The 12,308-nt window shown below is 63.8% G+C and carries 12 protein-coding genes; 4 read left to right on the forward strand and 8 right to left on the reverse strand.

What is annotated here, in order from left to right; genetic code table 11:
- Positions 1-53: 53 nt before the first annotated feature.
- Complete coding sequence (locus GDJ97_RS07260) at positions 54-776, reverse strand: ubiquinone/menaquinone biosynthesis methyltransferase (protein WP_152070631.1); 723 nt, start codon at positions 774-776, stop codon at positions 54-56.
- Positions 777-2,081, reverse strand: coding sequence for an aminotransferase class I/II-fold pyridoxal phosphate-dependent enzyme (locus GDJ97_RS07265; protein ID WP_152070632.1), 1,305 nt, complete (start codon positions 2,079-2,081; stop codon positions 777-779). It abuts the gene before it with no gap.
- A 139-nt stretch (positions 2,082-2,220) separates the two neighbouring features.
- Between GDJ97_RS07265 and GDJ97_RS07270 the strand changes: the two genes are divergently transcribed.
- Together GDJ97_RS07270 and GDJ97_RS07275 are read left to right on the forward strand one after the other, a co-directional pair.
- A complete protein-coding gene (locus GDJ97_RS07270) occupies positions 2,221-2,475 on the forward strand; it encodes a hypothetical protein (protein WP_152070633.1) in 255 nt (84 codons plus the stop codon).
- Between the two features lie 2 nt (positions 2,476-2,477).
- Positions 2,478-2,942, forward strand: coding sequence for a hypothetical protein (locus GDJ97_RS07275; RefSeq protein WP_152070634.1), 465 nt, complete (start codon positions 2,478-2,480; stop codon positions 2,940-2,942).
- A gap of 26 nt (positions 2,943-2,968) precedes the next feature.
- Here GDJ97_RS07275 and nhaA read toward each other — a convergent pair whose 3' ends face one another.
- From nhaA to GDJ97_RS07290, 3 genes are all read right to left on the reverse strand, one after another.
- Entirely contained in the window at positions 2,969-4,345 is a 1,377-nt protein-coding gene (gene nhaA, locus GDJ97_RS07280; RefSeq protein ID WP_152070635.1) for a Na+/H+ antiporter NhaA, read from the reverse strand.
- 172 nt (positions 4,346-4,517) lie between these two features.
- Positions 4,518-5,459: a manganese-dependent inorganic pyrophosphatase gene (locus GDJ97_RS07285; RefSeq protein WP_152070636.1), complete on the reverse strand. Its 942-nt coding sequence runs from the start codon at positions 5,457-5,459 to the stop codon at positions 4,518-4,520.
- A gap of 133 nt (positions 5,460-5,592) precedes the next feature.
- Complete coding sequence (locus GDJ97_RS07290) at positions 5,593-6,546, reverse strand: ROK family protein (protein ID WP_152070637.1); 954 nt, start codon at positions 6,544-6,546, stop codon at positions 5,593-5,595.
- Between the two features lie 245 nt (positions 6,547-6,791).
- Between GDJ97_RS07290 and GDJ97_RS07295 the strand changes: the two genes are divergently transcribed.
- Positions 6,792-7,745: a type I phosphomannose isomerase catalytic subunit gene (locus GDJ97_RS07295; RefSeq protein ID WP_152070638.1), complete on the forward strand. Its 954-nt coding sequence runs from the start codon at positions 6,792-6,794 to the stop codon at positions 7,743-7,745.
- A 246-nt stretch (positions 7,746-7,991) separates the two neighbouring features.
- Here GDJ97_RS07295 and GDJ97_RS07300 read toward each other — a convergent pair whose 3' ends face one another.
- A complete protein-coding gene (locus tag GDJ97_RS07300; protein WP_152070639.1) occupies positions 7,992-8,996 on the reverse strand; it encodes an NAD(P)-dependent oxidoreductase in 1,005 nt (334 codons plus the stop codon).
- A gap of 93 nt (positions 8,997-9,089) precedes the next feature.
- Between GDJ97_RS07300 and GDJ97_RS07305 the strand changes: the two genes are divergently transcribed.
- Positions 9,090-9,506 carry a DUF3592 domain-containing protein gene (locus GDJ97_RS07305; protein ID WP_152070640.1) on the forward strand — a complete coding sequence of 139 codons (417 nt, stop codon included), beginning with the start codon at positions 9,090-9,092 and terminating at the stop codon, positions 9,504-9,506.
- Between the two features lie 148 nt (positions 9,507-9,654).
- Here the strand turns inward: GDJ97_RS07305 and grcA3 are convergent, their stop codons facing one another.
- Together grcA3 and pflB are read right to left on the reverse strand one after the other, a co-directional pair.
- The gene (grcA3, locus tag GDJ97_RS07310; RefSeq protein ID WP_152070641.1) at positions 9,655-9,906 is read right to left on the reverse strand and encodes an autonomous glycyl radical cofactor GrcA3; all 252 of its coding nucleotides are present in this window, start codon (positions 9,904-9,906) and stop codon (positions 9,655-9,657) included.
- Positions 9,907-10,012: 106 nt separating this feature from the next.
- Positions 10,013-12,094: a formate C-acetyltransferase gene (gene pflB / locus GDJ97_RS07315; protein ID WP_152070642.1), complete on the reverse strand. Its 2,082-nt coding sequence runs from the start codon at positions 12,092-12,094 to the stop codon at positions 10,013-10,015.
- Positions 12,095-12,308: the final 214 nt, after the last annotated feature.

A 12,308-nucleotide genomic window follows, 5' to 3' on the forward strand; every position in this document is an offset into this window, starting at 1 on the left:
CATGAAAGCGACAGCCCAGAATTATCGCTGCAAGCGAAAGGACGGCCTCGCGCTCAGCGCACCGCGCGGTAGATAGCGATGATGCCACCCGTACGGTTCTCGTAGCTCACCTGCGAGAACCCCGCCTCTTTGAGCTCGCGCGCAACCTGATCCTGGGGCGGGAAGCCCTTGATGGAGTCGCGCAGGTACTCAAAGCCCGCGCGATCCCCCGTCACCACGCCGCCGATGAACGGAATCATGTGGTTCAGGTACACACGGTAGAGCGCGCGCCACGCTGCGTTGGGAGGGGTGCCGAACTCCAGCACCACGTACCTGCCGCCGGGCTTGAGCACGCGAGCCGCCTCGCGCATCGCGCGCGTGCGGTCGCTGAAGTTGCGGAGGCCATAGGCGCAGGTCACAACCGTAAAACTCGCGCCTGCGTAGGGCAGCGCGTGCGCGTCCACCTCGGCGAGCGAGACCGGCACACCCTGGTTGGCTCCGGCGTCGATGCGCTCGCGCGCCACGTCGAGCATCTCGGGCGTGAAGTCCGTCAGCTCGATAGACGCCGGCGGGCACGACTCGCAGAGCTCGAAGGAGACGTCGCCCGTGCCGCCCGCCACGTCGAGCACGCGGTCCTCGGCCGTGCAGGCGGCGACACGCGCCATCCGCGTGAGCCAGCTGCGGTAGATACCAAAACTGGAGAGCGCATTGAAGAGATCGTAGCGCTGCGCGATTTCAGAGAAGATGCCACGAACGCGCGCACCATGCGCGTCCGGGGCGCCGTTCCGTACAGTCATCTAGGCGCGCTCCTCCTGGGCGAGCTGGGCCGCAACGTAGCGCGTGGCGAGCACGAGCACGTCGAGCGCGGTCTCGAGCTCGGAGACGCTCGGGTAGCTCGGAGCGATGCGGATATTGGTGTCGCGCGGATCGTTCCCGCCGGGGAAGGTAGCGCCCGCGGGGGTGAGCTTCACGCCCAGTTCGGCGCAGAGCGCGCCCACGCGCTTGGCGGAACCCTCGGGGCCATCGAACGAGACGAAGTACCCGCCACGCGGGTGCGTCCAGGTAGCGCAGCCGGTGTCGCCCAGACCCTCCGTGAGCTTCTGCTCCACGGCCTCGAACTTGGGACGCAGGAACTCCGCGTGGCGCTTCATATGCGCATGTACGGCGTCCATATCGGGCAGGAAGCGCACGTGACGCAGCTGGTTCAGCTTGTCGGCTCCGATGAGCCCCGCCTTCATGTGGCGGCTGAACTCGGCGATCACGGCCGGGCTCGCGCCCACAAAGCCCACGCCCGCGCCCGGGAAGGTGATCTTGGAGGTGGAGGCGAAGGCCACCACGCGGTCCTCGTTGCCGGCCTCGCGCGCCGCATCGAAGACGTTCAGAAGCTCGTCCGTCTCGTCGTAGAGGTCATGCACGCAGTAGGCGTTGTCCCACAGGATGCGGAAGTCGGGAGCGGCGGTCTTCATGCCCACCAGGCGGCGCACCACCTCGTCGCTAAAGGTGACGCCCGTGGGGTTGGAGTACTTGGGCACGAGCCAGATGGCCTTGATGGAATCGTCCGCGGCCACCAGGCGCTCGATCTCGTCCATGTCCGGGCCCTCGTCAGTCATGGGAACCGTCACGTTCTCGGCACCCAGCTCAGCGGAGATGCCGAAGTGACGGTCGTAGCCGGGGGCGGGGCACAGGAACTTGACAGTCGCGCCCTCGTGCGCGGCGGCATACGCGCTCCACGGAGCGTTGCCGCAGGTGCCCGTGCGCCAGAACATATCACAGATGTCGTGCTCGATCAGCAGGCTGGAAGAGCCGAGCACGAGCGTCTGGTCAACCGGGCAGCCGAGGAACTCAGCGGCCAGGCGACGCGCAGAGGGAATACCCTCAAAGCAGCCGTAGTTGGAGCAGTCCACGCCCTCGTCCGTGAGGTCGGAGGAGGAGTTCAGGATATCGAGCATGGGACGGGAGATGTCCACCTGGTCGGGCGCCGGCTTGCCGCGGGCCATGTCGAGCTTGAGCCCGCGAGCCTTGACCTCGGCCACCTCGTGCTCGAGTTCCTGCAGGGCGGAAGCGAGCTCGGCATCGCCCATCTGCTGATAGATGTTCTGCATGCGTGGGACACCTTTCTGTTGATGGCGGCTACAGGAAAGCCGGGAGGTGATTTCCCATGCAGTATAGCGCGGGCGGATTCGTGGTAGATTTAGGGGCCAGCAAGAGCTGAGAATTTACGCGAGCGAGGGGTGGCGCGCCATGCAGCTGGGCGAGTTTCAATCCGAGGAGTTCGGCGAGCTCCAGCGCCTGGTCGACGGGCTCTACGCCAGCCGCCACGAGGTGGACCGACTCGATTTGGTGGTGCAGGCCGAGATCATCGACCTCTCCGCCGACCTGATGGAGATCGTCAACCTGCTGCCGCCGGGCGTCTACGAGCGGCAGCGCCTGTGCGACCAGTTGAACTCCGCCCTCGCCGCGCACGGCTGGGGTGGCATGTACGGGACGGTCGAGTAGCCATGGAAGCGAACGACGCCCGCAAGTCCGTGGTGCCGCGGGAAAAGTCCCAGCTCCGGGAGCGCGCCGAAGCGATTCACGCCGCAGACGTGGCGCTCCGCCATCTTGAGCGCTCCGCCGACCTGCTCGACTCGGCCGCCAACTGGGGGACTTTCGACATGTTCATCGGCGGCATGCTGTCCTCGATGATCAAGCACCGGCGCATCGACGACGCCGAGGACGAGTTCAACGCCGCACGCGACGCGGTGAAGCGCTTTGCCCGCGAGCTCTCGGACGTACAGGGCATCGAGGACACCGTGCGGTTCGACATCAGCGGCTGGATCTCTGGTATCGATATCTTCATGGACAACGTCTTCGCCGACTGGTACGTGCAGACGAAGATCCGCCAAGCCCAGGAGCGCGTCGCCGAGGCCATCGTGCAAATCAGCCAGATTCGCCAGGCCCTTATGGACCTCGAGCCACTCTAAACAGGCTACGAGCCGGCCGGGAACGGTCAGCGTTTGCGGCAGACGACGCCCATGTAGCAGAGGCCGATGACCGCCGCCGTGATCGACCCCGCGAGAATGGCCGTCTTGGCCGCCAGGATCTCCTCCGGATGCGCCGGGAACGCCAAACCCGCGATGAGGATCGACATGGTGAAGCCGATGCCTCCCAGTATGCCCACGCCCAGCATCTGGCCCCAGGTCACCCGGCTCGGCAAGCTGGCGACGCCGGTCTTTACCAGCAGGAACGTCATGCCAAAGATGCCGATTGGCTTTCCCAGGAGCATGCCGAAGTACGTGCCCAGGGTCACCGGATCCACCACCAGAGCGCCCAGGTCCACGCCGACTAGGCGCACCTGCGCGTTGGCGAACGCGAACACCGGCAGCACGACGAAGTTCACGAACGTGGAAATGGAGCGCTCGAGCCGCTGCATGGGCGGGGTCACGCGATGCATGATGCGCTCAACCTCGAGTGCAGCGTGTGTGAAATCGTGCTGGCCCAGGATGTGCGCCTCATCGTCGTACCGGTCCATGACGTCCGGCAGCTTGGCATGCAGCCAACCCTGGAGGTGGTCGATCTGCATGCCGGCGCGACTGGGAATGCAGAACGCGAGCACCACGCCCGCGATCGTGGCGTGCACGCCGCTCATGAACACGCACACCCAGAGCACGGCGCCCAGGACCAGATACGGCCTCAGATGGTAGTGCTGCGTCTTGTTCATCAGCGCCAGCAACACCGTGACCAGCGCGGAGAGGGCGAGCCACGGCAGGCTGGGCGCCTGCCCGTAGAACAGGGCGATGGCGACGATGGAAATCAGGTCGTCGGCGATGGCGAGCGTGGCGAAGAACACGCGCACGCCGTTGGGGACGCGATTGCCCAGAAGTGCCAAAACACCCAGCGCGAAGGCAATGTCGGTGGCCATGGGGATGGCCCAGCCCTGCAGGGCGCCGCCGCGGTTCACCACCGCGTAGATGGTCGCCGGCGCGATCACGCCTCCCACGGCGGCGATCATCGGCAGCATGGCCTGACGTGGCCGGGTGAGCTCGCCCACGGTCATCTCATATTTGAGCTCCAGGCCCACGAGCAGGAAGAAGAGCGCCATGAGGAAGTCGTTGATGAAAATCTCGGGCGTCACGGAAACCAGAGGGGCACCACCGAACGAGATAGCGACCGGCGTGGTCAGAAACGCGTGGACCGCAAAGTAGGCATCGGTGTTCGCCACTACCACGGCGGCAAGGGCCGCGACCACCATGACCGCAGCGGCAACGGTTCCGCTGGACGTTATGCGCTCGTAGAGGTCGCGACGTTCCAGACGGCGACGCTGCCGATCGGTCAGCAGGTCGGCGGGCGTCGGCACAGCGGGAGCGGTGGCAATAGATGAGGGCATGGCGGGAACTCCGTTCGGCAGTGCGCGTCGGCGCTGGTCGGTACTCAAAGGGCCGTCCCACAGGACGGCCCTGTTGCAAGCGATTATCACGATACCCAGACGCTCCGCGCTTCACCGCGAATCCACGGCAGCCGAGCAGCCCGGGAAGGACACGGTAGCGACCGCGCTCGCGTTACTCCGCAGCGGCGATGATGGGGGCCGCCACCTGCTTCTTGCGGGAGAGCACGCCCGGCATCCACACGCCCTCGGGCTTGTCCTCGATACCCAGGCCCTTCTGCGCCACGGCGGTATCGCCGCACATGAGCACGGTGGAGCCCTCCTCCAGGATATCCGTAATCAGCAGCACCAGGCCGTCGCCGCCCTTCTCGGTACGATAGGCCTCCATGGCCGCGCGGATGGCATCCAGCTGCTCCAGCGCGGCGGCGCCGTCCACCGTCTCGTACTGGCCGATGTAGAGATCCTTGCCGTCGATGTTGAAGCACTTGATATCGCGCGCCACCATCTGCTCGGGCGTGAAGTCGCCGGCACCGCGGCTCTTGAACACCTGCTTGCCGTACTCCACGGGGTCCACGCCCAGCTGCTCACCGAGCTTGGCGGCAAAGCCGCGGTCAATCTCGGTGGTGGTGGGGCTCTTGAGCATGACGGTGTCGGTCATCATGGCCGCCAGCAGGCACGCCGCCTGGGCGTCCGTGGGCTCGATGCCGTACGCCTGGAACAGGTAGGCGATGACGGTGCAGCTGGAACCCCAGGGCAGCACGACGAAGAAAGGCGGCTGAGAGGTCTCGATATCGCCCACGCGGTGATGGTCGACGAGCCCGATGATCTCGGCGTTCTCGCGGCCGGCCACAGACTGGCCGCTCTCGTTGTGGTCGGTGAGGATGATCTGCTGCTTGGGCTCGCCCTCGGCGGGGGCGTCGATCTTCTCTAGCAGCGCGGGGTGCTCGATGCCCCACTTGTCCAGCACGATCTGGGTCTCCTTGGGCAGCGGGCCCAGGCGACGCGCCTCGTAGGTGTTGCCATCGTTCAGTTGGTTCTTGAGCTGCGCGAACATGACGGCCGACATGATGGCGTCGTTGTCCGGGTTCTGGTGTCCGAAGACGAGGATGTTGCTCATGGGTTCCCTCCGCAACGTCGTGGGTGCACAGTTAGCGATATCGTAGCACGCTCGAGCACGGGTGCAGACAAAAGGGGCCGCATGCACATTGGCATGCGGCCCCTTTGCGGAAACCCCGCGTTTTATGTAAACCTTACTTTGCCGCGCGCAGCGCCACATAGGCAGAGCCGATGATGCCGGCATCGTTGCCCAGCTCGGCCACCTTGATGGGCGTGGTCTCGCTCACCGTCAGGGTGAAGCGCTGATACTTCTCGATCAGCTTCTCGAGATAGACGTCGGCCGAGGCGGATGCGCCGCCGCCGATCAGGAACTCGTCCGGATCCACAATCGCCGCGATGATGGAGAGCGCCTGAGCCAGATAGTCGGTCATGGTCTCCACAGCCGCCCAGGCAACCTTGTCGCCCTCGCGGCAAGCCTGGAACACGCTACGCGAATCGGAGGGACCGGAGAGCTCGATGGGCTCCACGCCGCGCATCTGGCACTCGCGCAGGTAGTTGCTCACCACGCCCGACGCGCTGGAATACTGCTCCAGATGGCCGAAACCGCCACAACCGCAGGTACGGCTCTCACCGGGGTTCAGGCACATGTGGCCGATCTCGCCGCCGGCACCAAACGCACCGTACACCACGTCACCGTTGATGACCACGCCGCCGCCCACGCCGGTGCCGATCGTGACCATCACCATGTTCTGCGCGCCCTGGGCGCTTCCCTGCCAGATCTCGCCCATGGCAGCGGCGTTGGCGTCGTTGACGTAGCGCACCACGGCGTGCGGGCAGCGCTCGCGCAGCGCCTCGGCCAGGCCGGTGGCGTCGATCTGGATGTTGGCCATCATGGTGATATTGCCGCTGGCGGGCACGGGGCACGGAATAGCCAGACCGATGCCGCGCACAAACAGGATGGGTCTCTGCGCTTCGGCCATGAGCTGCTCGATGCCGCCCACCACGGCCGCGTAACCCGCCTCGTCGATGAGCGGCGGCGTGGGCACGCTCACCTTGCCCAGGAGGTTGCCCTCCTCGTCAAAGAGCCCCTCCTTGACGGTAGTGCCGCCGATGTCGATACCAATGAAGTAGTTCTTGGATTCTGGCATGGTCCGTATCCCCTTTCGCGAGCGCGGACGCAGGCACCGCGCCAAGATTGCGTCCAAGATTCCGCTGCGCCCATGATAACGCTACCAATTTCGCTGAACCTATGGGAAGGTCGCTTTTTCGGGCGAGCGGAGAGACGGTAGCGCTCCGATAATCTCCGCCATGGTTACGGCATACATCCGCACCTCTAGCACGCGGCGGGCGTACACTGGAACGGTCAAGATCCCGTCATGCAAAAGGAGTCCGCATGTCCACCGTCTCTCCGCTGAGCCAGATCATTCAGCTCAAGCCCATCTTCCACCAGAAGATCTGGGGTGGGCGCCGTCTCGAAACCGTTTTTGGCTACGACATCCCCGAAGGAAAGATCGGCGAATGCTGGGCTATCTCGGCGCATCCCAATGGCGACTGCCTGATCGAAGCCGGCCCCGGCATGGGCGGCACCCTCTCTAAGCTGTGGGCTGCCCAGCGCGACACGCTCTTTGCCGGCGCCACCGGCGACCGCTTCCCGCTGCTCATCAAGATCCTCGACGCGGACGGCGACCTCTCTATCCAGGTGCATCCCGATGACGCGTACGCCACCGAGCATGAGAACGGCAGCCTCGGCAAGCGCGAGTGCTGGTATGTGCTCGATTGCGAGCCGGGTGCCACGATCATCGTGGGGCAGCGCGCCCACAACCGCGCCGAACTCGCGGAGATGATCGAGGGGGGCCGCTGGAGCGAGCTGCTGAACGAGGTGCCCATCCACAAGGGCGACTTCTTCCAAATCGACCCCGGTACCGTGCACGCCATCAAGGCCGGTACGCTCATTCTGGAAACCCAGCAGTCCAGCGACGTGACCTACCGCGTATACGATTACGACCGGCTGGGCGACGATGGCAAGCCCCGCCCGCTGCACATCCAGCAGAGCCTGGACGTTGTGGACTACGACCAGGTTGCCCCCACGAGCGGCACGGTGACCGCTCCCGAGGTCGACGGCGTGACTGGGCTTGAGTCCAACTCCTGCTACACCGTGGATCGCGTTCGTGTCTCGGGTATCAAGAACCTGGAGCAGCACTGGCCGTTCCTGTGCCTCTCCGTGATTGACGGTGCCGGCGAGGTCTGCGGGCTTCCCGTGGCCAAGGGCAAGCATCTGCTGGTGCCCGCAACCGTGGACCAGGTGGAGCTGGCAGGCGACATGGAGCTCATCGTCAGCCATCTGTAGGGAATGCGGCGGGGGCCGCTCAAAGTAAGCCGATAGTTTATCGGTTCAGAGCATCCGGGAGAAAAGTGGCCCGTTAGTTTATCGGTTTTCCTCTCCCATCACGAGTAACCACGTGTTTTATGGGGTGTTTTCGCAGGTAGCAATCCTGCGAAAACACCCCGTACTGTATCTGGCACGCTGAAACCGATAATGTATCGGTCTGCTTTTTCTGCTTGGGCACCAAACCGATAAAGTAGCAGCGAGTTTTTACGCCCGCACCACGTTCACCGGTTCCTTGCCACGCATCAGGACGTCGCACACCGCCTCGAGCGACATGCGCCGCAGAGCACCGGCTGCTTCCACCGAGTCGTACGCGCAATGCGGCGTCACGATGCAGCGCTCATGCTCGATCAGCGCACGGAGGGGCGTGCGCTCGTGCGCGAGCACATCCAAACCCGCCGCCCGAATGCCCCGCGCTCCCCCGCTTGCAACGTTCTCGTTCAGCGCAACCACCAGCGCTTTCTCGTCCACCAACTCGCCACGCGCCGTGTTCACCAGATAGGCGGTCGGCTTCATGAGCGCAAGCTCACGCGCACCGATCAACCCGCGCGTCTCAGGGATGAGCGGGCAGTGCAGGCTCACCACGTCGGCCGCCGCGAGCAGGTCATCTAACCGTTCGACTTTTTCACAGCCCACCTCGGCCAGCTCCGCGGCCGTCTTGGTAGGTGCCCAGACCAGCACATGCATCCCGAGCGCCTGGGCAACGGGAACAACCGCGCGAGCGATGCGTCCAAAGAACACCAGGCCCAGGGTGCGTCCCTGCGTCCGATACGCCTGATACCCCGCCTTGGGATCCCACGCTCCTGTCACGACATCACGGTTGGTGAACGTGACCTTCCGCATAAGGTCAAGCATGAGCGCTACCGCATGGGTGGCCACATCCTCCGCGCAATAACCCGGGCAGTTCGCGACTGTAATCCCCCGCGCCTGAAGCCCGGCTACATCCATATGGTTCATGCCAATCGACATGCTTGCCGCAACGCGAATCCCCGCACGGGCCATGGCGCCCACGGTGTCCCCTAAGACCGGCGCGAACTCGCCGACGAACCCCTCGCACCCCTGTAGCTGCTCCTCAGTTGGAGCCGCCATCGCAGGATGAGCGCATCCCACGAGCTCGATCGACTCGTCCATACCCCAGGAACGCAGGATGTCGTTCGCCTTGTCCGTCTTGCCATCCAGCGTGTAGAACAGCACGCGATGCCGCTGAGTCATGAAGCCACCCCCGTTACCCGCCAACAGATTCCTAGCACAGCGTGCGCAGCGGGTACAATCCTCTTGTCAGAATCGCTTAGAAAGCAGGGTACCATGACCCCCGAATTGCAATCGTTTGTGATCTTCCTCGTCGTCACCGGATCCATCGTGGCCATTGCCGTAGGCATCACGCTCTATAGCCGCTACGACGCGCGCCGGCGCCTCGAAAGCATGCGCCGCCGTTACACGGGCGAGACCACGGGAGCCATCGTGCGGGTCGATGTCCCCGTCAACAAGAACCGCCCCACCATCATCACGGCAACCTACCAGGTAGATGGCACCGCCTATACTATTCGCGAGCACCTGAAGTACACGGCTCCCGGCACCGAGACCGGCGGGTTCTTCATCACGGTCAAGAAGGTCCCGGCGCTCGGCGAGATTGCCGAGGGCACTCCGGTCCGCGTGGTCTACCAACCGGATAACCCCAAGTACGCCATGCTCGCCGACAACGAAGGCGTCATGGAGCTGTAGCGCACCGACCGCTTTTCGATGCTCTGTGTCCAAAAGCTACAAGCCGGTGGATGAGCTACAAGCCGATGGGTGCTGAACATAGAAAAAGACCCCGGGTTGCCCCGGGGTCTCCGCAATCAAAGCCGTGAGCCAAATGCGAGCGTGCAGCCTACATGCTGGTGTGGAAGGTGCGAGCGATGACCTCGTCCTGCTGCTCCTTGGTAAGCGTGTGGAAGTTCACGGCGTAACCGGAAACGCGGATGGTCAGCTGCGGGTACTTCTCGGGGTGCGCCTGGGCATCGAGCAGCGTCTCGCGGTTGAACACGTTCACGTTCAGGTGGTGGCCACCCTTCTCGGCGTACGCGTCGAGCATGCTAACGAGGTTATCGGCCTGGTTAAGAGAAACGTCCTGAATCTTCATGGAATTGCCTCCTGTTGTTGATACCGGATATCGATAGTATAGCCCGCGAAACGTTACCGATTAGGTCTCATTCCGTGAACTTTCTCGATATTTTCGAAATCCCCGTCTACTCGCCATCCTGCTGATCGGCCGGCGTGAAGTCGATGCCGCCCAGATCAACGTGGTCGAACATCACGTCGTCATCCTTGCCCAGCGCATTCGGAACGATGGAGAAGGTGTCGGAGATGCCGTCCTGCGCGTCGCGGAACGGAAGCTTGGACACCGAGGCCAGCGAGGCGATGGCGCCATGCGTGTCGCGCTGGTGCATGGGGTTGGCACCCGGGGCGAACGGCACGCCGGCCTTGCGGCCGTCGGGCGTGGAGCCGGTCTTCTTGCCATACACCACGTTGGAGGTGATGGTGAGCACCGAGGTGGTCGGCACGGAGTGACGATAGGTGTCGTTCATGCGGATGTACTCCATGAACTGGTGCACCACGTCGTGGGCGATGGTGTCCACGCGGTCGTCGTCGTTGCCGTACTTGGGGAAGTCGCCCTCGGTCTCGAAGTCCACGATAACGCCGTTCTCATCGCGCACCGGATGCACCTTGGCGTACTTGATGGCAGAGAGGGAGTCGGCCACAACGGACAGACCGGCGATACCCGTAGCGAACCAGCGATGCACGTGCTTGTCGTGCAGGGCCATCTGGATGCGCTCGTAGCAGTACTTGTCATGCATGTAGTGGATGATGTTCAGCGCGTTGACGTACACGCCGGCGAGCCACTGCATCATGTCGTTGAACTTGCCGATCACGTCGTCGTAGTCGAGCGTATCGCCCTCAACGGCACGGTACTTGGGGCCGACCTGCTTCTTGGACACCTCGTCCACGCCGCCGTTGAGCGCGTAGAGCAGGCACTTGGCCAGGTTGGCGCGAGCGCCGAAGAACTGCATCTCCTTGCCGATGCGCATGGAGGACACGCAGCAGGCGATGCCGTAATCGTCGCCGTGGTAGACGCGCATGAGGTCATCGTTCTCGTACTGGATGGACGAGCTGGCAATGGAGGTCTTGGCGCAGAACTCCTTGAAGTTCTTGGGCAGGCGCGTGGACCACAGCACCGTCAGGTTGGGCTCGGGGCTCGTGCCCATGTTGTCCAGCGTGTGCAGGTAGCGGAAACTCATCTTGGTGACCATGGAGCGGCCGTCCACGCCCATGCCGCCGATGGACTCGGTGACCCACTGCGGGTCGCCGGTGAAGAGCGCCTGGTACTCGGGGGTACGGGCAAACTTGACCATGCGGAGCTTCATGATGAAGTGGTCGATGAACTCCTGGATCTGCTCCTCGGTGAAGGTGCCATTAGCGAGGTCGCGCTCGGAGTAGATGTCGAGGAACGTGGAAGTGCGGCCGATGGACATGGCGGCACCGTTCTGCTCCTTGACGGCCGCGAGGTACGCGAAGTACAGCCACTGGATGGCCTCCTGCGTGTTACGGGCCGGCTTGGAGATGTCGAAACCGTAGAAGTCGGCCATCATCTTGAGCTCGCCGAGAGCGCGAATCTGCTCCTGCAGCTCCTCGCGATCGCGGATGTTCTCCTCGGTCATGACCTTGGGCGTGGAAGCCTTCTGGGCCTCCTTGTCCTTGATCAGGTAGTCGACGCCGTAGAGGGCCACGCGGCGGTAGTCGCCGATAATGCGGCCGCGGCCGTAGCCGTCGGGCAGACCGGTGATGATGTGCGCGGAGCGGCAGGCGCGCATCTCGGGGGTGTAGACGTCGAAGACACCGGCGTTGTGGGTCTTGCGGCGATAGGTGTAGTCCTCCACCACCTGGCGATCGAGCTCGTAGCCGTGCTGGTGGGCAGCCTGCCACGCGATGCGGATACCGCCGTTCACATGCAGGGCGCGCTTGAGCGGCTTATCGGTCTGCAGGCCGACGATGGTCTCCTTCTCGGGATGCTCGTTGTCGATGTAGCCCGCGGGATGGCTGCAGATGCCGGTAACGGTCTTGGTGTCCATATCCAGGACACCGCCCTGCTCGCGCTCCTTCAGGAGCAGGTTAAGCACCTGGCTCCACAGGTCCTTCGTGCGCTCCGTCGGGCCGGCGAGGAACTGGTCATCACCGTCGTACGGGGTGTAGTTCCGCTGGATGAAGTCGCGGACGTCAACCTCGTTTTGCCAAATACCGCCCTCGAAGCCTTTCCATGCTGCGTCCTGCATTTGTGTAACCACGCTCCCTTAGCGCTGATAGGCGAAGCGCGTGCGCTCCGCGGTATGAGAGCCCCCGGAACGAAAAATGCTCTATAAGCAGCAGATTAGGTTGTACACGGGAGCCACCTGTGCGAAGAAAGCATACCATAGGGAACTCTCTCACGCGTTACCGCTCGCCAACTTCTTAGGATTCATTCTCGACACAGGCGGCCCACTTACGAGG

Origin of the sequence: Collinsella sp. AK_207A, from assembly GCF_902501965.1 — a bacterium.
Lineage (GTDB): Bacteria > Actinomycetota > Coriobacteriia > Coriobacteriales > Coriobacteriaceae > Collinsella.